The organism is Leifsonia aquatica, from assembly GCF_014190775.1.
Classification (GTDB): Bacteria; Actinomycetota; Actinomycetes; order Actinomycetales; family Microbacteriaceae; genus Leifsonia; species Leifsonia aquatica.
On record NZ_JACHVP010000001.1, the window covers coordinates 1,146,901 to 1,165,956 of the forward strand.

At 71.5% G+C, this 19,056-nt stretch carries 14 protein-coding genes and 1 pseudogene; 10 read left to right on the plus strand and 5 right to left on the minus strand.

Annotated features, from left to right (window positions below; genetic code table 11):
• Positions 1–20: 20 nt before the first annotated feature.
• Complete coding sequence (locus tag FHX33_RS05470; RefSeq protein WP_183428250.1) at positions 21–965, minus strand: M48 family metalloprotease; 945 nt, start codon at positions 963–965, stop codon at positions 21–23.
• A 7-nt stretch (positions 966–972) separates the two neighbouring features.
• Entirely contained in the window at positions 973–1,341 is a 369-nt protein-coding gene (locus tag FHX33_RS21475) for a BlaI/MecI/CopY family transcriptional regulator (RefSeq protein WP_039923651.1), read from the minus strand.
• Between the two features lie 96 nt (positions 1,342–1,437).
• On the opposite strand from FHX33_RS21475, the gene FHX33_RS05480 reads away from it, so the two are divergent.
• Genes FHX33_RS05480 through cydC form a run of 4 tightly spaced genes read left to right on the plus strand, consistent with a single transcriptional unit; the run spans position 1,438 to position 7,199 of the window.
• Positions 1,438–2,850, plus strand: a complete 1,413-nt coding sequence (locus FHX33_RS05480; RefSeq protein ID WP_021764918.1) for a cytochrome ubiquinol oxidase subunit I — start codon at positions 1,438–1,440, stop codon at positions 2,848–2,850.
• Positions 2,851–2,863: 13 nt separating this feature from the next.
• Positions 2,864–3,883, plus strand: a complete 1,020-nt coding sequence (gene cydB / locus FHX33_RS05485; RefSeq protein WP_021764919.1) for a cytochrome d ubiquinol oxidase subunit II — start codon at positions 2,864–2,866, stop codon at positions 3,881–3,883.
• 3 nt (positions 3,884–3,886) lie between these two features.
• Complete coding sequence (gene cydD / locus FHX33_RS05490; protein ID WP_183428251.1) at positions 3,887–5,524, plus strand: thiol reductant ABC exporter subunit CydD; 1,638 nt, start codon at positions 3,887–3,889, stop codon at positions 5,522–5,524.
• Positions 5,514–7,199 carry a thiol reductant ABC exporter subunit CydC gene (gene cydC, locus FHX33_RS05495; RefSeq protein ID WP_183428252.1) on the plus strand — a complete coding sequence of 562 codons (1,686 nt, stop codon included), beginning with the start codon at positions 5,514–5,516 and terminating at the stop codon, positions 7,197–7,199. The genes cydD and cydC overlap by 11 nt, the downstream gene beginning before the upstream one ends.
• On the opposite strand, the gene FHX33_RS05500 is transcribed toward cydC, so the two are convergent.
• Entirely contained in the window at positions 7,174–7,968 is a 795-nt protein-coding gene (locus FHX33_RS05500) for an aminotransferase class IV (protein WP_021764965.1), read from the minus strand. The two genes, cydC and FHX33_RS05500, sit on opposite strands and share 26 nt — an antisense overlap.
• 17 nt (positions 7,969–7,985) lie before the next feature.
• On the opposite strand from FHX33_RS05500, the gene FHX33_RS05505 reads away from it, so the two are divergent.
• The 5 genes and pseudogenes from FHX33_RS05505 (at position 7,986) to holA (ending at position 16,333) form a co-directional block, all read left to right on the plus strand.
• On the plus strand, positions 7,986–9,413 hold the full coding sequence (locus FHX33_RS05505) for an anthranilate synthase component I family protein (RefSeq protein ID WP_021764966.1): 1,428 nt from the start codon (positions 7,986–7,988) through the stop codon (positions 9,411–9,413).
• A gap of 125 nt (positions 9,414–9,538) precedes the next feature.
• The gene (gene leuS / locus FHX33_RS05510) at positions 9,539–12,127 is read left to right on the plus strand and encodes a leucine--tRNA ligase (protein WP_021764967.1); all 2,589 of its coding nucleotides are present in this window, start codon (positions 9,539–9,541) and stop codon (positions 12,125–12,127) included.
• Positions 12,128–12,249: 122 nt separating this feature from the next.
• Entirely contained in the window at positions 12,250–12,906 is a 657-nt protein-coding gene (locus FHX33_RS05515; protein WP_183428253.1) for a helix-hairpin-helix domain-containing protein, read from the plus strand.
• A pseudogene (locus tag FHX33_RS21905) lies at positions 12,906–15,017 on the plus strand (ComEC/Rec2 family competence protein); the annotation flags it as partial. The gene FHX33_RS05515 and the pseudogene FHX33_RS21905, both read left to right, overlap by 1 nt.
• 335 nt (positions 15,018–15,352) lie before the next feature.
• Complete coding sequence (gene holA / locus FHX33_RS05525; protein WP_248616233.1) at positions 15,353–16,333, plus strand: DNA polymerase III subunit delta; 981 nt, start codon at positions 15,353–15,355, stop codon at positions 16,331–16,333.
• Between the two features lie 128 nt (positions 16,334–16,461).
• On the opposite strand, the gene rpsT is transcribed toward holA, so the two are convergent.
• Together rpsT and FHX33_RS05535 are read right to left on the minus strand one after the other, a co-directional pair.
• A complete protein-coding gene (rpsT, locus tag FHX33_RS05530; RefSeq protein WP_021760447.1) occupies positions 16,462–16,722 on the minus strand; it encodes a 30S ribosomal protein S20 in 261 nt (86 codons plus the stop codon).
• Between the two features lie 143 nt (positions 16,723–16,865).
• On the minus strand, positions 16,866–17,756 hold the full coding sequence (locus FHX33_RS05535) for an NAD-dependent epimerase/dehydratase family protein (protein ID WP_183428255.1): 891 nt from the start codon (positions 17,754–17,756) through the stop codon (positions 16,866–16,868).
• 76 nt (positions 17,757–17,832) lie between these two features.
• On the opposite strand from FHX33_RS05535, the gene FHX33_RS05540 reads away from it, so the two are divergent.
• Complete coding sequence (locus FHX33_RS05540) at positions 17,833–19,053, plus strand: amidohydrolase (RefSeq protein WP_039920927.1); 1,221 nt, start codon at positions 17,833–17,835, stop codon at positions 19,051–19,053.
• The last annotated feature ends 3 nt before the right edge of the window (positions 19,054–19,056 follow it).

Consider the following 19,056-nt stretch of genomic DNA (forward strand, 5'->3'; position numbering starts at 1 on the left):
CGCCTGGGAGAGCGGGCCGCTCAGCTGGTGAGCACGAGGACGGGCGGGACCACGACGAGAAGGACGGTCACGACGGCGATGGTGAGGCGGAGCGCCGGCCCGACCGTGCGGCGGCCGGTCGTGAGCCGGGCCTCGCGGGCGAGCAGGGCGTCCCGGCGCTGCTCGGGGGTGCGGCGGTCCTTCGGCGCGCCGAGGGCAGACCCCGCACTCCCGGTCTCGTCGACGATGCGGATGGCGCCCGCGAGCACCGGATCGCCCGACGACCGGCGGGCGGTGTCGTCGGCGAGCATCTCGAGCAGGAGCGCGACCGCGTCCTGCGCGCGGGTGGCGATGGGGAACCAGGGGAGAGCGCGCTTCCACGAGCGGAACGCGTCCAACAGCAGGTGGTGCTTCTGGCGCAGGTGGGTGCGCTCGTGGGCGATCACCGCGTCCAGCTCCTCGGGACTCAGAAGCGCGATCATCCCTTCGGAGAGCACAGTGACGCTGCGGGCGCCGGGCAGGCAGTACGCAGCGGGCGCGGGATGGTCGATCACCCGGGTGCTGGGCACATCCGGCAGGGGGGAGCTGAGCAGGCGCAGGAGCTCCATGTGCTGGTGGCGCTGACGACGGCTCCGCACCGAGGTGAGGGCGAGGTTCAGCAGCAGGTGGGCGGTGAGCAGCACCGCCGCGCTCAGCAGGAAGGCGTTGAGCAGGCTGACGCCCGGGGGGAGGGGGCCCGCGAAGATCGTGCGCGCGGCGCCGCCGATCCGGCTCCAGAGGTCGTCGCCGAACGGCTGCAGGCCCGCCAGGAGCAGGGAGCCGATCATCGAGATGCCACCCGCGAGGGCGATCGACTGCCAGAGGGCGACGGCCAGGACGGGCGCGGCAGGGGGCCAGGTCGCTCGTGCGAGGAGGAGCGGCACGGGCCAGGCCAGGGCGATCGCCAGCAGGCCGAGGACGATGGCCGTCTCGTTGACGGGGAGCACGGTCGCTCTAGGAGGTGCGGGCCTCGAGCAGGCGGCGCAGCACCTGCGCCTCCGACTCGTCGACGGTTCCCACGAAGTAGGCGAGCGCCTCAGTGCGATCGGACGAGGACTCGAGGACCTCGCGCATGAGATCGGCGACGTGACCGGCGCGGCTGAGGGTCGCGAAGTAGACGTGCGGGCGCACGTCGCGCTCCCGGTCGACCATGCCCTTCTGCTCGAGACGGGACAGCACGGTCAGCACGGTGGTGAGAGCGGGAGGCTTGCCCTCCCCGCGGGCGGCCGATAGCTTGTCGCGTAACTCGTTGGCGGTGATCGGGGCGTCGCCCGCCCAGAGGGCGTCCATGACAGCCCTTTCCAGTTCTCCGAGATTCGCCACGGGACAAGCGTACCGCGATGAGGCTGAGAATGTTCTACACTCTGTAGAAGATGCACTTCTACACCGTGTAGAAGACCGATCGAAGGGTGAGACGCCGTGCACGATCTCTTGGACCCGCTGCTGCTGTCGCGGTGGCAGTTCGGGCTCACAACGATCTACCATTTCCTGTTCGTGCCCCTGACGATCGGCGTCGTCACCGTGGTCGCGATCTTCCAGACCTGCTGGTACCGCACGGGCAAGGTCCACTACCTGCAGCTCACCCACTTCTTCGGCAAGATCTTCCTGATCAACTTCGCCATGGGTGTCGTCACGGGCATCGTGCAGGAGTTCCAGTTCGGCATGAACTGGTCGGACTACTCGCGCTTCGTCGGCGACATCTTCGGCGCCCCGCTCGCGCTGGAGGGCCTGCTCGCGTTCTTCCTGGAGGCGACCTTCATCGGCCTCTGGATCTTCGGCTGGGACAAGCTGCCCAGAGGCCTGCACCTGGCGACCATCTGGCTGACCGCGGCCGGCAGCATCCTCTCGGCCTACTTCATCATCGCGGCCAACGCGTTCATGCAGAACCCGGTCGGCTACACGCTGAACCCGGAGCGCGGCCGGGCGGAGCTCACCGACATCTGGGCGGTGCTCACCAACAAGGTGGCGCTTGCCGCGTTCCCGCACACGATCTTCGGCGCGTTCATGGTGTCGGCGGGTCTGATCATCACGGTCGCGGCCTGGCACCTCTCGCGCAACCAGCACCTCGAGACCATGCGCCCTGCGCTCAAGTTCAGCCTCTGGATGATGGTGGTCGCCGGCATCGGCACGGTGCTCAGCGGCGACCAGCTCGGGCTCGCGATGGTGCAGACGCAGCCGATGAAGATGGCGGCCGCGGAAGCGCTGTACAAGACGTCGACGGGAGCAGACGCCTCGTTCTCGATCTTCACCCTGGGCACACCGGACGGCGTGCACGAGCTATTCTCGATCCGGGTGCCGTACCTGCTGTCGTTCCTGTCGACGCACACGCTGAACGGGACGGTCGAGGGCATCAACGACCTGCAGGCCCAGTACGTGCAGCTCTACGGCCCGGGCGACTACACCCCGACGATCTGGATCACCTACTGGGCGTTCCGCTGGATGATCGGCCTGGGCATGCTCCACGTGCTCGTCGCCGTCGTCGGCCTCTGGCTGACGCGCAAGGGCCGCATGCCCACGCGCCAGTGGCAGTGGAAGCTCGCCATCTGGGCGATGCCGCTCTCGCTCGCCGCGATGATCGTCGGCTGGATCTTCACCGAGATGGGACGCCAACCCTGGATCGTCTTCAGCCTCATGAAGACGGCGGACGGCGTCTCGCCCAACACCACCGGGCTCGAGGTGCTGATCTCGATCATCGCCTTCACCCTCGTCTACGGCGCGCTCGCGGTCGTCGAGTTCAAGCTGATCAAGCGTGCGGCCCAGAAGGGTCCGGCCCCGGTCGAGGAGCATCTCGACGACGAGGGCAAACACGTCCCGGTCGCGACGGTCTACTAGGAGGAGACGGAAAATGGATCTCGCAGTTCTCTGGTTCGGCATCGTCGCCTTCTTCTTCGTCGGCTACTTCGTGCTCGACGGATTCGACTTCGGCGTGGGGATGGCGCTGCCCTTCCTCGGCAAGGACGACGTGGACCGCCGCGTCATGATCAACACCATCGGCCCGGTCTGGGACCTCAACGAGACCTGGGTCATCGTCGGCGGGGCCGCGCTGTTCGCGGCGTTCCCCGAGTGGTACGCGACGCTGTTCAGCGGGTTCTACCTGGCTCTGCTGCTCATCCTGATCGCGCTCATCCTGCGCGGCGTCTCGTTCGAGTACCGGCACCAGCGGGACAGCACGCGCTGGAAGAAGTGGTTCGACGGCATGATCGTCTTCGGCTCGGCCGCGCCGGCCTTCCTCTGGGGATGCGCCTTCGCGAACATCGTGCAGGGCGTGGCGCTCGACTCGGGCCACAACTACACGGGCACGCTGTTCGACCTCCTGAACGGATACGGTCTGCTGGGCGGTCTGACCACCCTGCTGCTGTTCTTCACCCACGGAGTCGTGTTCATCTCGCTGAAGACGGATGGCGCGATCCGCCAGCGGGCGCGTTCGCTGGCCGTGAAGTCGGGAGCCGCGGCCATCGTCGTCGCCGCCGCATTCCTGCTCTGGACCGGCATCGCGCACTTCTCGGTCGTGTTCCTGGTCCTGGCCGCGCTGGCGGCGGTCGCCCTGATCGCGTCGTGGGTTGCCAACCTGCGCGGCGCGGAGGGCTGGTCGTTCGCCCTGATGGCGGCCACGATCGCCTTCGCGGTGATCTCGCTGTTCGCCGCACTCTTCCCGAACGTGATGCCGTCCTCCCCGAACCCGGAGAACAGCCTGACGATCGCGAACGCGTCGAGCACGACCGCGACGCTCACGGTGATGACCTGGGTCGCGGCGATCTTCCTGCCGCTGATCCTGCTCTACCAGGGCTTCACCTACTGGGTGTTCCGCAAGCGGGTCACCCGGGCGAGCATCCCGGACGAGGCCCCCGAGCCCGTGAACGCCTGACCCGTGAAGCCCTTCGATCCCCGCCTGCTGCGGTACGCCTCCGCGTCCCGGGGGGCCCTCGCCGCCGGCGGTCTGCTCGCCATCGTGCAGACCGCCGCCGGCCTGGCGTTCGCCTGGCTCGTGACGCAGCTGATCGTGCGCGCCATCGCGGGCGAGGATCTTGCCGCGCTGAGCGGTCTGATCGCGATCCTCGTGCTCGTCGTGATCGGGCGGGGCGTTGTGCTCTGGCTCGCGGACGCGGTCGCCGCCCGCGGCGGGGCTCGCGTGATCGGGCAGCTGCGGGAGCGGCTGATGTCCGCCGTCGCGACGCTCGGGCCGGGATGGACGGCATCGCGCAACTCCGCCGACGTCACCCTGGTGGCCGGACGCGGCATGGAGGCGCTCGACGGGTACTTCGGCAAGTACCTGCCGCAGCTGATCATGACGGCCGTGGCCACTCCCATCCTCGTGTTGGTGATCGGCTGGCAGGACCTCACGAGCGGCATCATCATCGTGCTGACCCTCCCGCTCATCCCGCTCTTCATGGTGCTCGTGGGCTGGGCGACCCAGGCCGCGCAGAAGCGTCAATGGAAGGCCCTCTCGACCCTGTCCCGCGGCTTCCTCGACGTGGTCGGCGGGCTCTCCACCCTGAAGCTGTTCGGGCGGCAGCACCGCCAGGAGGGGCGCATCCGCTCGGTGAGCGAGGACTATCGGGTGCACACCATGAAGGTGCTCCGGATGTCGTTCCTCTCCGGCTTCGTGCTCGAGCTGGCGGCCAGCCTGTCCGTCGCGCTCGTCGCGGTGACCATCGGCCTCCGGCTGGTGGCGGGCGACATGGAGCTGTCCGTCGGACTCTTCGTCCTGCTGCTGGCGCCGGAGGCCTTCCTCCCGCTGCGCAACGTCGGCGCGAGCTATCACGCGGCGGCCGAGGGCATCGAGGCCGCCGAGAACGCATTCGCGGTGATCGAGGCCGCGGAGGGGGTCGGCGCGAGCGCTCCGGCCCCGACGGAGGGAGGAGCACCGGCCGAGCCGGGGCTCGCCTTCGCGGGGGTCGTGGTGCGCTACGACGGGCAGCCCGTGGTCGGTCCCTTCACCGCCGTCGTCGCCCCGGGGAGGCTCGCCGTGCTGAGCGCCCCGAGCGGCGCCGGAAAGTCGAGCCTCGTCTCCGCGGCCCTCGGCTTCGCGGACGCAGAGGGCAGGATCGTCGCGGGACGCCGGCGCGACGCCGAGGGGCGGCGATCCGCGATCGCGTGGGCCGGACAGCGGCCCGGGCTGATCGCCGGCACGATCGCCTCGAACGTCGCGCTCGGCGACCCGTATCCCGAGCGCACAGCCGTGCTCGACGCCCTGCACGACGCGGCCGCCGGCGAGCTCGACCCGGACGCGAGCGTCGACGCCGGGGGAGCAGGGCTGTCCGGCGGACAGGCGCAGCGTGTCGCGGTGGCGCGCGCCCTGTACCGGCTGCGCACCCGCGACTGCCCCGTCCTGATCCTCGACGAGCCCACCTCCGCGCTCGACGCCGCGACCGAGTCCGCGCTGATGGCGAGCCTCCGGCGGATCGCGGACGCCGGGTCGGCCGTGCTCGTCGTCAGCCACCGCGAGGCCGTGGTCGCCGCGGCCGACGTGATCTTCGAAGTGGAGGCGGCCGATCGTGTCCGCTGACGTCCGCCGCATCCTGCGGCTCTCCCTCCCGCCGGCCCGCCGGCTGTGGGCCGCGGTGGCCCTGGGCGCGCTGAGCGCCGCCTGCGCCGTCGCGCTGCTCGGCGTCAGCGCCTGGCTGATCACCTATGCCGCCGAGCAGCCCCCGGTCCTGTTCCTATCGATGGCCGTGGTCGGCGTGCGTGCGTTCGCGCTGGGGCGGGCCTTCTTCCGCTATCTGGAGCGTCTCGCCGGGCACGACGCGGCCTTCCGCCAGCTTCCCGCCATCCGCTCCTCGCTCTTCGCGCGCCTCGTGCCCCTCGCACCGGACGGCCTGCGCGGCGCGCGCGGCGGCGACCTGCTCTCGCGGATCGCCGACGACGTCGACGAACTGCAGAACTACTCGCTCCGGGTGGTGCAGCCCCTCGTGACGTCGGGCCTGATCGCACTGGCGAGCGTCGTCGTCGCCTTCCTGCTCCTCCCCGAGGCAGGGGTCGCCCTCCTGGTGATGCTGGTGCTGGCCGTGGTCGCGGGCTCCCTCGTCAACTCGTGGGCGGCCGGCTCCGCCGAACGGAGAATCGCTCCGCTGCGCGCCGAGCTCTCCGATGCGATCCTCGACCTCGTCCGCAACGTGGATGTGCTCACCGCGTACGGAGCGCTGCCCGCTGCGCAGCGGCGCGTGAGCGAGGCGAGCACTCGCCTGACCGGTGCCGTTCGCGCTCGCGCGGCTGGCCTCGGCCTCACCGCCGGGGCGGTCTCCCTCCTCGCGGGCGGCGCGACCGTCCTCGGCCTCGTCTCCGGGATCCCTGCGCTCGGAGCAGGCCGGATCGAGGGGCCCGTCCTCGCCGTGATCGCCCTGCTCCCGCTCGCCGTGTTCGAGGTGTTCGGGATGGTGCCGCTCGCGCTCGGCGCGTGGCGGCAGGTCCAGGCGAGCGCGCGACGCATCGCCGACGCGGCGCCCGCCGCCGCGCCCGACGGGATCCCCGTCGACGCCGACGGTGCGGAGCCGCTCGTCGTCGACGGCGTCCCCGTCGTCCGGCTCTCGGGAGTCTCTGCCCACTGGCCGGGCGTCGACCGTCCGGTGCTCCGCGACATCGACCTGGAGCTCCTGCCGGGGGAGCGCGTCCTCCTCACCGGTCCGACCGGAGCCGGCAAGACGGCACTCGCCCACGTGCTGGTGCGCTTCCTCGAGCACGACGGCGGCTACTCCGTCGACGGTGTCGAGACGCGGGGCGTGCGACAGGACGACGTGCGCCGGGTCGTCGGCCTGTGCGAGCAGCAGCCGTACCTCTTCGACGCCGACCTGCGGCAGAACCTGCTGTTCGCGCGCGAGACCGCCACCGACGACGAACTGCTCGCCGTGCTGGAGCGTGTCGGGCTGGCCGACTGGGCGCGGGAGCGCGACGGGCTCGCGACGAGCGTGGGCGAACGGGGAGCGCTGGTGTCGGGTGGTCAGGCGCAGCGGATCGCGCTGGCACGCGCCCTGCTCGCCGACTTCCCCGTGCTGGTGGTGGACGAGCCGACCGCGAACGTCGACGTGATGGCGGCCGACCGGGTGGTGCGCGACATCCTGCGCACCGCAGCGGAGGACGGGCGCACCGTGCTGCTCATCTCGCACACGGACGTTCCGCGAGAGCTCATCACCCGCAGTGTCTCCCTGGAGGACGGCCGGATCACGGACGCGGCGGCAGCGGCCTAGCCAGCGCCGCGAAGCGTGACCGCCACGCCTCGGTGCGGGCCGGATCCTGCGCGAGCGTCGGGCCGTCGACCCACGCCGTCACCGCGCGGATGCCGTGCAGAGCGTTCACCGCCCACAGGGTCGCGCCGTCGAGCTGCGACGGCCGGACCTCCTCCTCGTCCACCGGCACCCGGAGGGCCGCCGCGATCCCGCGGACGGTCCGCGCCGCGACGCTGTCGACGCGCGCGAGGGAGAGCGGAGGGGTGAAGAGCGTGTCGCCGCGCCACCACAGGAGCGCCGTCGTCGCCCCATCGGCGACGAAACCCTCGTCGAGGATGACGGCCTCCTGTGCGCCCTGCGTCTGGGCGCGTTGACGCAGTACGGAGAGCCGGTCGATGTCCGGGCCCTTGATGTCGGGAGCGGTGCGCGGGTCGGAGGCGGCGGTCGCCACGACGAGGGACTCGCCGAGCGGCGGGGCGGTCCGCAGCCGGAACCGCAAACGCAGGGCGTCGCGCGTGCGCACGAGCTCGAACCGGGGGAACCACGAGCCCTCGCGGGGCAGCGCCGCGACGCCCGCGTCCCAGAACTCCTGGAGCTCGGACCGGTCGGGATGCCCCTGCAGCCGAGCCGAATCCTGGAAGCGCGCGGAGTGCAGGCCCCGAGCGAGCGCTGTGCCGTCGGCGATGAGGAAAGAGTCCGCGACGAGGAGGTCGGTCTCCGCCACCTCGCAGGAGTCGCGGGCGACGAGCTCGCCGCCCGCCCAGTCGAAGAGGGTGCTGCTCGCGTCCATTCGCCTAGGCTAGCCCAGTGGTTCTCCCGCTCCGCGCGCTGCCGCTCGACCACTGGATCGATCCGGCGGACGCCTTCGTCGCGCTCTTCGGCGACCCGGCCGCGGGCAGGGACGGCCACGATGCCGTGTGGCTCGACAGCGGGCCTGAGGCGACCGAGGGGCGCAGCATCATCGCCACCGGGCGTCGTGTTCTCACCGCCTCCGCGGCTCGGGGCACGATCACGATCGACGGGGTCGAGCGCGCGGGGGAGGTGCTCGACGTTCTGCGCGACGAACTTGCCGGCGAGGCTCCGAGCATCCCGGGCGCGCCGTTCGGGTGGATCGGCTGGCTCGGCTACGAGACCGGTGCGCGTCCGCTCGGTGTCCCGTACCGTACGGGCGACGGCGCCGATTCCGCGCTGCTCCTGGTGGACCGGGCCGTCGTCTTCGACTACGCCTCCCGTCGCGTCGAGATCATCGCGGCGGCGGAGGAGGGCGACGGCCAAGCGTGGGCGGAGGAAGTGCGCGAGGTCCTCGCGGGCTGTGCCGGCGCGGCAGCGGCGTATGGCGCCGTTCATCCCGTGCCCGACGCGGAGGCCACGTGGCGTCACGGCGACGACGCGTACCTGGGGCTGATCCGGGACTGTCTCGCCGCGATCCGGGAGGGAGACGCCTACCAGCTGTGCCTGACCAACCTGGCGACCGCGCGCACCGCCGCGGATCCGCTCGCCGTGCACCTCCGGCTGCGCGCGATGAGCCCGGCCCACCACGGCGGGTTCCTCCGGATCGCGGGGGAGGCTCTCGTCAGCTCCTCGCCGGAGCAGTTCCTCCAGGTGTCCACCGACGGCCGCGTGCGCACCAAGCCGATCAAGGGAACACGACCGCGCGGTGCGACGGTGGCCGCCGATCTCGCGCTCCGCGCCGAGCTCGAGGCGAGCGACAAGGAGCGCGCGGAGAACGTCATGATCGTCGACCTCATGCGCAACGACCTGGCGCGCGTCTGCACGGTCGGCTCGGTCGAGGTGCGGCACCTGCTCGCGGTCGAAAGCTATGCCCAGGTCCACCAGCTGGTCAGCACGGTGGAGGGGCGGCTCCGCGACGGGCTCGGCGCGGTGGACGCGATCGCGGCGTGCTTCCCCGCCGGCTCGATGACGGGGGCGCCGAAGCTCAGCGCCATGCGCATCCTGTCCCGCCTGGAGAACGGCCCGCGCGGGGCGTACGCGGGCTGCTTCGGCCTCATCGGGGCCGACGGGTCCGCCGATCTCGCGATGGTCATCCGGAGCCTCCGGTTCCGCGACGGCGAGGTGCAGGTCGGCGCCGGCGGCGGGATCACCGCACTGTCGGTGCCGGACGAGGAGCTCGAGGAGGTCCGGATCAAGGCGGCGCCGCTGCTCCGCTCCGCGGGGCTCCGCCTCCCGAGCGGCTTGACGCCCGCTGGGAACGGACTGGACGCCTCCGACGTTTAGTAGTCTGGAGTCCCGGGCTTGTGCCCGGAGTCTGCTTCGCCAGCCACCCCGCCCGACGGTCCGCCGTCGCGGTGCGGTCGAGCCGGCGGTATCGACACAGCGCTAGCGAGAAAAACAGGAGTCCCGTGGCACACGAGCACGATTCAGGGAGCACGCCCGTCGAGGGCGCGCAGTACGACTTCGCCGCGATCCAGAGCAAGTGGCTCCCGATCTGGGACGAGCTCAAGCCGTTCGCCACGGCCGACCCGGACGACAAGCGTCCGCGCAAGTACGTGCTCGACATGTTCCCGTACCCGTCGGGCGACCTGCACATGGGCCACGCCGAGGCATACGCGCTGGGCGACGTGATCGCCCGGTACTGGCGCCAGCAGGGCTTCAACGTGCTGCACCCGATCGGCTGGGACGCCTTCGGCCTGCCCGCCGAGGGCGCCGCGATCAAGCGCAACCTGGACCCGCGCGACTGGACGTACGACAACATCGCGCAGCAGAAGGCCAGTATGCGCCGCTATGCGCCCAGCTTCGACTGGGACCGCGTCATCCAGACCTGCGACCCGGACTACTACCGCTGGAACCAGTGGCTGTTCCTGAAGCTGTACGAGAAGGGCCTGGCCTACCGCAAGGCGAGCCAGGTCAACTGGTGCCCCTTCGACCAGACCGTGCTGGCGAACGAGCAGGTCGTGAACGGCCGCTGCGAGCGCTGCGACAACCTGGTCACCAAGAAGAAGCTGACCCAGTGGTACTTCCGCATCACCGACTACGCGGACCGGCTGCTGGACGACCTGAAGCAGCTAGAGGGAGCCTGGCCGTCCAAGGTCCTCAGCATGCAGCGCAACTGGATCGGCCGCTCCACCGGTGCCGACGTGCAGTTCGCGATCGAGGGCCGCGACGAGGCCGTGACGGTCTACACGACCCGGCCGGACACGCTCTACGGCGTGACCTTCATGGTCGTCGCGCCGGACTCCGACCTCGCCGCCGAGCTGGTCGAGGGTGCGCGCCCGGAGGTCCGTGAGCGGTTCGACGAGTACCTGGCGGCCGTCCGCGGCACCACCGAGATGGACCGCCTCAGCACCGAGCGTGAGAAGACCGGCGTCTTCCTGGAGCGGCACGCGATCAACCCGCTGACCGGCGAGCGCATCCCGATCTGGGCGGCCGACTACGTGCTGAGCGACTACGGTCACGGCGCGATCATGGCCGTGCCCGCGCACGACCAGCGCGACCTGGACTTCGCCCGCGCCTTCGACCTCCCGGTGCGCGTGGTGGTCGACACCAACCAGCCCGTCACCGGCGTCATCCCCGTGATCCCGGTCGACCCGGAGACCGGCGAGCCGACGATGCCGGAGGACGCCCCGCTGGAGAACCCGTCGGAGACCGGCGTGGCTCTGACCGGCGAGGGCCGACTGATCAACTCGGGTCCGTTCGACGGGCTGAGCAAGTCCAACGCGATCCGTCGCGTGACGGAGGCGCTGCAGGGCTCCGGCCTGGGCGAGACGGCGAAGAACTTCCGCCTGCGCGACTGGCTGATCTCGCGTCAGCGGTACTGGGGCACCCCCATCCCGATCATCCACTGCGAGAAGTGCGGCGAGGTGCCCGTCCCGGAGTCGGAGCTGCCCGTGCTGCTGCCGCCGGCGGAGGGTCTCGACCTGAAGCCCAAGGGCACCAGCCCGCTGGGTGCGGCGGAGGACTGGGTCAACGTGTCGTGCCCGACGTGCGGCGGGCCCGCCAAGCGCGACGCCGACACGATGGACACCTTCGTCGACAGCTCCTGGTACTTCCTGCGCTTCCTGTCCCCGAAGGACGACACCCAGGCGTTCGACCCGCGCGAGGCCGAGAAGTGGGCGCCCGTCGACCAGTACGTCGGCGGCGTGACCCACGCCATCCTGCACCTGCTGTACTCGCGGTTCATCACCAAGGTGCTGTTCGACATGGGGTCGATCAGCTTCACGGAGCCGTTCACGGCGCTGCTGAACCAGGGCATGGTGCTGATGGAGGGCTCCGCGATGTCGAAGTCGCGCGGCAACATCGTGAAGCTGTCGGAGCAGCTCGACGAGCACGGTGTGGACGCCGTCCGCCTGACGATGGCGTTCGCCGGCCCGCCCGAGGACGACATCGACTGGGCGGACGTCTCGCCGTCGGGCAGTGCGAAGTTCCTCGCGCGCGCCTGGCGCGTGGCGCACGACGTCACGAGCGCTCCGGACGTCGTCTGGAAGAACGGCGACTCGGCCCTGCGTCGCGTGACCCACCGCTTCCTCGCCGACGCCCCCGGCCTGATCGAGGCGTTCAAGTTCAACGTCGTCGTGGCGCGCCTGATGGAGCTGGTGAACGCCACCCGCAAGGCGATCGACACCGGCGCCGGCCCGGCCGACGCGGCCGTCCGCGAGGCGGCCGAGGTCACCGCGATGGCCCTGAACCTGTTCGCGCCGTACACCGCGGAGGACATGTGGGAGATCCTCGGCTACGAGGCCTCGGTGGCGCTGGCCCAGTGGCGCAAGGCCGACCCGACCCTCTTGATCGAGGAGTCGGTGACGGCCGTCGTGCAGGTGGACGGCAAGGTCCGCGACCGCGTCGAGGTCTCGCCGAAGATCTCGGGCGACGAGCTCGAGGTTCTCGCCCGCGCCTCGGAGGCCGTGGTGCGCTCGGTCGGCGACCGCGAGATCGTCAACGTGATCGTGCGCGCCCCGCGCCTGGTGAACATCGCCACGCGACCCAAGGGCTGAACGGCTGATCTGAACTGATCTGAGCCGATCGGCGGTCCTCCACAGGAGGGCCGCCGATCGTCGTTTCCCACCGATCCGCGCTCGACGGCCGAGCGCGCCCCGCTGCTTCGTAGCGTGTGGTCATGCGACACCGAGCCGAGGCCTCCGACGTGGAGCCGGGCGCGCGCCGACGGCTGCGGCTCGGCGTCGGCGCGGCCATCGTGCTGCTCCTCGGCGTCTTCGTGGTGGCGATCCTGGCGTCGGCGTTCTCCGGGCAGGGGAGCGACGTGGAGGTGCCGGCCTCGCGCACGACGTCGGTTGCGTCGGGAGCTGCAGAGACGAGTGCGCAGCCCGATGACAGCGGAGGCGAGCTGTTCGTCCACGTCTCCGGTGCCGTGGTCAGCCCGGGACTCGTGACGCTCGCGGCCGGTGCACGCGTGGTCGACGCGATCGCGGCGGCGGGCGGCCTCGCGCCCGACGGCGACCCCGCCGGCGTCAACCTCGCGCGTCTCGTCTCCGACGGCGAGCAACTGGTGGTCCCGAAGGAGGGGGAGGTGCCTCCCGCCGCGCCCACCGGCTCGGGCGGTGGTTCCGGCGCGGCGGGCACCGGACTCGTGAACATCAACACCGCGGGACAGGCGGAGTTGGAGACGCTCCCGCGCATCGGGCCCGCGCTGGCCCAGCGCATCCTGGACTGGCGGGCGGCGAACGGCCGGTTCGGTGCGCCGACCGACCTGCTGAAGGTCGCGGGGATCGGAGACAAGGTCTTCGACGGTCTCAAAGACCGGGTGAGCGTCTGATGCCCGACCTGCGTCTCGCCCTCCCCGCCGCTGCCCTCTGGATCGCGTGCGCTCTGGCGATCGGTGCGCCGGACGTCGCGGCGATCGCCGCCCCCGCCGGCGGTGTCCTCGCCTCCGTCCTCATCGTCTCGGCCGCGCGACGTGCCCGTCGACGCACGGGTGCGGTTCTGGTGGGCGTCGTCCTCGCGGGCGGGGCGCTGGGCTGCGCCGTGTCGGCGGTCCACGCACCCGGCCGGACGGCCGACGTCCTGGAGCGGGCGGCCCAGGAGCGGCAGGAGGTGACGGTGCAGGTGCGGGCCGAGAGCCCGGGTCGCCGGGTGGCGTCCGGGTTCGACGGTGCCGAGCGGTGGAGCTGGAAAGGAACGGCCCTGGGAGTGGATGGTGCGGGCGCCGGATCTGCCGTGCGGGGGATCAGCGTGCCGGTGACGGTGTTCACGGTCGCGGACGGATCCGCTGCCGTTCCTTCCTTCGGGTCGGTCGTGGCCGTTTCCGGAGCACTGCGCGCGAACGAGCCGGGGGAGTCGACCAGCTTCCGGCTCTCCGCGTCGCACCCGGCGTCGGTGGTCGCCGACGCGCCTGCCTGGCTGGGGTGGACCGAGCCCGTGCGCTCGGCGTTCGCCCGGGCGGCCCAGGAGACCCCCGGTGACGGCGGAGCCCTGCTGCCCGGCCTCGCGATCGGCGACGAGTCCGGCGTCTCCGAGGAGCTCGACGCAGCGATGAAGGCGAGTGCGCTGAGCCACCTCACAGCGGTGTCGGGAGCGAACTGCGCCCTCGTCACCGGGCTCGTGTTCGTCGTGGCCGCTCGGGTCGGCGCGGGTCGTCGGATGCGCGTCCTCATCGCAGCGACGGCGCTGCTGGCGTTCGTCGTGCTCGTCGGGCCGGGCGCCAGCATCCTGCGCGCCGCCGTGATGGCCGCCGTCGTGCTGCTCGCGCTCGCCCGTGGTCGACCAGCGGACGGCGTGCCGTCGTTGGCGCTGGCCGTGGTCCTCCTGCTCGTGCACGATCCGTGGATGGCGCGCGACTACGGGTTCGCTCTCTCGGTCGCGGCCACGGCGGGGTTGCTCCTGCTGGCCGGCCCGCTCGCCCTGCTGCTGACCCGGTGGATGCCCCGCGCCGTCGCACTGGCCATCGCGGTGCCGGCGGCGGCGCAGCTCGCGTGCCAGCCGATCCTGCTGCTGCTCACACCGACGATCCCGTTGTACGGGGTCGGGGCGAACCTGCTCGCCGAACCGGCGGCGCCGGTGGCGACCGTCCTGGGGTGCCTCGCGTGTCTCACGCTGCCCTGGGCTCCATGGCTGGGGGAGTTGTTCGTCCGGCTCGCCTGGCTGCCGTCGGCGTGGATCGCCCGGATCGCGCACACGGCCGCGTCCCTCCCGGGAGCGGCGCTGCCGTGGGTCGACGGCATCGCCGGCGTCGTCCTCTGCGTGTGCGTTCTCGTGGCGGTGGGCGTCCTCGTCGCGCGCGTGCACCTGCCGAGGCCGGTCGTCGTCACCGCAGCGTTCGGCCTCGGCGGTGCCGTCGTCGCGTACGGCGGAGTCCTCGCCGGAGGTCTGGTGGCGCGGGTGATCGCCACGCCGGGAGATTGGCAGATCGCCGCCTGCGACGTCGGCCAGGGGGATGCGCTGCTGCTCCGCGATGGCGATGCGGTCGCGATGATCGACGTGGGGCGCACCCCGGAGGCCGCGCGTGCGTGCCTCGACCGCCTCGGTGTCGCACGGATCGACCTGCTCGTGCTCACCCACTTCGATGCCGATCACGTCGCGGGGCTCCCGGGCGTCGTCGAACGCGTCGAGCGGGCGCTCGTCGGGAGACCCGACCGTGAGTCCGACGAGCAGGTCGTCGCGTCCCTCGAAGCCCACGGAGCGAGCGTGGAGCGGGCGCTGGCGGGGATGGCGGGCACGCTCGGCCGCCTGCGCTGGGACGTCCTGTGGCCCCGTGGAGCGGGTGACGAGGTACCGGCGGGCAACGACGGCAGCATCGTGCTCCGGACGTCCGGCGCGGGCCTGACCGGCCTGTTCCTCGGCGACCTGGGCGAGCGGGCGCAGGATGATCTCCTCGGCGCGGGCGGGATCGGCCGCGTCGACGTGGTGAAGGTCGCCCACCACGGCTCCGCCGATCAGAGCGAGCGCCTCTACGCGGTGTCGTCCCCGCGGATCGGGCTGCTGTCCGTCGGAGCGGACAACGGGTACGGCCACCCCACCCGCCGCTCTCTGGACGTGCTCGGCGAGGTGGGGGCTGTCGCGGTACGCACCGACACGCGCGGGCTCATCCTCGTGTCGCCGGGCGCGGACGGGCCGCGCGTCTGGACGGAGCGCCCCGAGACCGCCGATGCCGGTGGTCGCCCGTATCCTGGAAGGGAACGAGGAGGAACGTGGCCACCAGGAACACCGGCCGGAGCAGCGCGAGCCGCTCCGGTGCCAGCAAGGCCCGCGCGGTCGCGAGTGCGATCCCGCAGCTTCCCTGGAACCAGATCCGGCCCGCCCCCGTGGTGCTGGTGTCGGGGACCGAGGGCTTCCTCGCCGACCGCGCCATTCGCGCCCTGCGGGACGCGCTCAAGGCGGAGGATCCGAGTCTCGAGATCAGCGACATCTCCGCCGCCGACTACGCCCCGGGCGAGCTCATCACCCTCGCGAGCCCCTCCCTCTTCGGGGAGCCGCGGCTGATCCGGGTCGATGCGGTCGAGAAGTGCACCGACGCGTTCCTCACTGAAACGCTCGAATACCTGGCGACGCCGGCGGACGGCACGGTCGTCGTGCTCCGCCACGGCGGAGGCGTGCGCGGCAAGAAGCTCCTGGACGCGATCCGGGCCGGCTCCGGCGGCGGGATCGAGATCGTCTGCACCGAGCTCAAGAAAGACGCCGAGAAGTACGAATTCGCCCAGGCGGAGTTCGCGAGCGCCGGCCGCAAGGTGACGGCCGGCGCGCTCCGGGCGATCACCTCGGCTTTCTCCGACGACCTCGCGGAGATGGCCGCGGCATGCCAGCAGCTCATCTCCGACGCAGCCGAGCAGATCACGGAGGCGACCGTCGACAAGTACTACGGCGGCCGCGTCGAGACCAACGCGTTCCAGGTCGCCGACGCCGCCATCGCCGGACGCCACGGCGAAGCGCTGATCACCATGCGCCACGCCCTCGCGTCCGGCGCCGACCCCGTGCCGATGGTCGCCGCGTTCGCCAGCAAGATCCGCACGATGGCGAAGGTGTCCGGAGCGCGTGGTGGCTCCGGCCAGCTGGCGCAGCAGTTCGGCCTCGCGCCGTGGCAGGTGGACCGCGCCAAGCGCGACCTCCAGGGCTGGACGGAGGACGGCCTCGGCCGCTGCATCGAGGTCCTCGCCGAGACCGACGCGAACGTGAAGGGCGGCGGCCGAGACCCGGTCTTCGCCCTGGAGCGGATGATCCGGATCGTCAGCGGCCGCGGACGCGGCTGAGACCCCCTCGGCGCTTCGCGCGATTGCGACAGCGACCGCACACGCGACGAGCCCCCGCCCTCGGACCTGAGGTCCTCGGAGCGAGGGCTCGTCGCAGCGCGGGATCAGCTCCCGCGGAGGTCAGCGGCTCAGAGAGCGGCGACCTGCTTGGCGATGGCCGACTTGCGGTTCGCCGCCTGGTTCTGGTGGATGACGCCCTTGCTGGCCGCCTTGTCGATCTTCTTGGACGCGACGCGCAGCGCCGCGGTCGCCTTGTCCTTGTCGCCCGCGACAACGGCCTCACGGGTCGCGCGGATGGCCGTCTTGAGCTCGCTCTTGACGGACTTGTTGCGCTCCTGCGCCTTCTTGTTGGTGCGGTTGCGCTTGATCTGCGACTTGATGTTTGCCACGAATGGTTACTTTCGTTCGAAGTGAGTATCGGATGTGCCGTTCAGCGAGAGAGGGCGCTTCCCGGCGTTCGTGCGGGTACACCCACACGCAAGCCAACAAACAACTTTACCAGCGGGCCACCCCTGCGCCAAATGCAGCGGGATCAGTGGGCGTCGACGGACTCCGGTGCGTACGAACCGGAGGCGATCTCGTCGACCAGAGTGGGGCCGTTCGGCTCCCAGCCGAGGTCGATGCGACCCTTTGACCCGCGGGACTGCTGATCGAGCAGCAGCGCCCCGGTGAGTCCTGCACCGAGGCGCTCGGAGGTCTCCTCGACCGTCTCGGCGACCACGCCGCCGGCGATGCCCGCAACGGCCGCAGCGGCCTCCCCGAGCTCGCGCACGGTCGGGTTGGCGCCGCTCGCTCCGAGGTACACGGAGCCGGCGTCGCCCTGCTCGAGCGCGAGCACGTAGAGGGCGGCGAGGTCGTCGACGTGCACGGTCGCCCAGTGCTGCGCCCCGTCGCCGATGAGGTGCAGGGCCGGAGCGACGCCGTCTCCGCGCGGAGCGTCGACGATCAGGCGCGCGAGGCCGGCGCCGCGACCGTAGACGATCGACGGGACGACGACGATGCCGCGCACGCCCTCGGCGCCGAGGACGCGCGCCTCGTTCGCACCGCGCCAGGCGGTGAGCGCCGGCGGAGCGGCGGGTGAGTCCTCCGTGATGTCGGCGTTGGAGCCGTACGTCCAGATGCCGCCGGTGTGCACGAACGGCTTGTCGCTGCCCTCGAGTCCCCGGAGTACGGCGGTGATGAAGACCGGGTCGACGTCCTCGCCGGACGCGAGGTGCACGACGCCGTCGCTGGCGAGGGCCGCCTCCGCGACCAGGTCGCTGTCGGCGGCGTCGCCGATGAGCGCCGTGGCGCCCGCGGCCTCCACGATCGCCGCCTTCTCGGCGGTGCGGACGAGGGCGGTCACCGCGTGCCCTTCCTCGATGAGGCGGGGGAGGACGGAGGTGCCGATGTAGCCGGTCGCGCCGGTCAGGAGGATGCTCATGCTCCCATCCAACACCGACGCGGGCCGCGCATTCCCGGGACGGTCCCCGTGCGGCGGCGAGCGTAGGCTCGACACCATGACTGCTTCGACCATCGCCATCGTCAACGCCCGCGTCGTCCCCGTGCTCGGGGAGCCGATCGAAGGGGGCACGGTACTCATCCGCGACGGTGTGATCGAAGCCGTGGGTGCGGCGGGCGAGGTCAGCATCCCGGACGGCGTCGCCACCGTGGATGCCACGGGCAAGTGGGTGCTCCCCGGCTTCGTCGAGTCGCACGGGCACGTCGGCATCCACGAGGAGGCCAACGGCCCCGCCGGCGACGACACGAACGAGATGACGACGCCGAACACGGCCGCCGTGCGCGCGATCGACGCGGTGAACATCGACGACGAGGGCTTCCGCGACGCCCTCTCGGGAGGCGTCACCTCCATCGTCGTCAAGCCGGGCTCCGGCAACCCGATCGGCGGCCAGACCGTCGCGATCAAGTCCTGGGGCGGCCGGACGATCGACGAGCAGGTCATCAAGGCGGCCGTCAGCGTGAAGTCGGCGCTGGGCGAGAACCCGAAGCGTGTCTACGGCGCGAAGAACGTCACCCCGAGCACGCGTCTCGGTGTCGCGATGATCATCCGCCAGGCGTTCGTGGAGGCGCAGAACTACCGTGCGCAGCGCGACGAGGCCGAGCGCGACGGCAAGGCGTTCGCCCGCGACCTCACCAAGGAGACCCTCGTCCGGGTGCTCGACGGCGAGCTCTACTGGGACCAGCACACGCACCGCCACGACGACATCGCGACGGCACTGCGCCTGGCCGACGAGTTCGGCTACAAGCTCGTCGTGAACCACGGTACCGAGGCGCACAAGATCGCGGACGTGCTCGCCGAGCGCGACATCCCGGTCATCTTCGGGCCGATGTTCACCTCCCGCTCCAAGGTCGAGCTCCGCGACCGCGCCATCGCCAACCTGGCGACCCTCGCCGCCGCGGGCGTCCGCGTCGCGATCACGACGGACCACCCGGTGGTCCCGATCAACTTCCTCGTCTACCAGGCTGCCCTCGCCGTCAAGGACGGCCTGCCGCACCAGACCGCGCTCGAGGCGCTCACCGTCAACCCGGCGGCCTTCCTCGGTCTCGACGAGCGGATCGGCGCCCTGGCTCCGGGACGCGACGGCGACGTGGTCGTCTGGTCGGGCGACCCGCTCGACGTGAACTCGCGCGCCGAGCGCGTCTTCATCGAGGGCACCGAGGTCTACTCCTGGGCGGACGGTGTCGGACGGGTCGTGGAGCGCTCCGAGCGCTTCGCCTGACGG

Coding starts and splice junctions, on each gene's coding strand:
- cydB (WP_021764919.1), top strand. CDS start 2,864: ATGGATCTCGCAGTTCTCTGGTTCGGCATCGTCGCCTTCTTCTTCGTC.
- FHX33_RS05500 (WP_021764965.1), bottom strand. CDS start 7,968: ATGGACGCGAGCAGCACCCTCTTCGACTGGGCGGGCGGCGAGCTCGTC.
- FHX33_RS05515 (WP_183428253.1), top strand. CDS start 12,250: ATGCGACACCGAGCCGAGGCCTCCGACGTGGAGCCGGGCGCGCGCCGA.
- FHX33_RS05535 (WP_183428255.1), bottom strand. CDS start 17,756: ATGAGCATCCTCCTGACCGGCGCGACCGGCTACATCGGCACCTCCGTC.
- FHX33_RS05540 (WP_039920927.1), top strand. CDS start 17,833: ATGACTGCTTCGACCATCGCCATCGTCAACGCCCGCGTCGTCCCCGTG.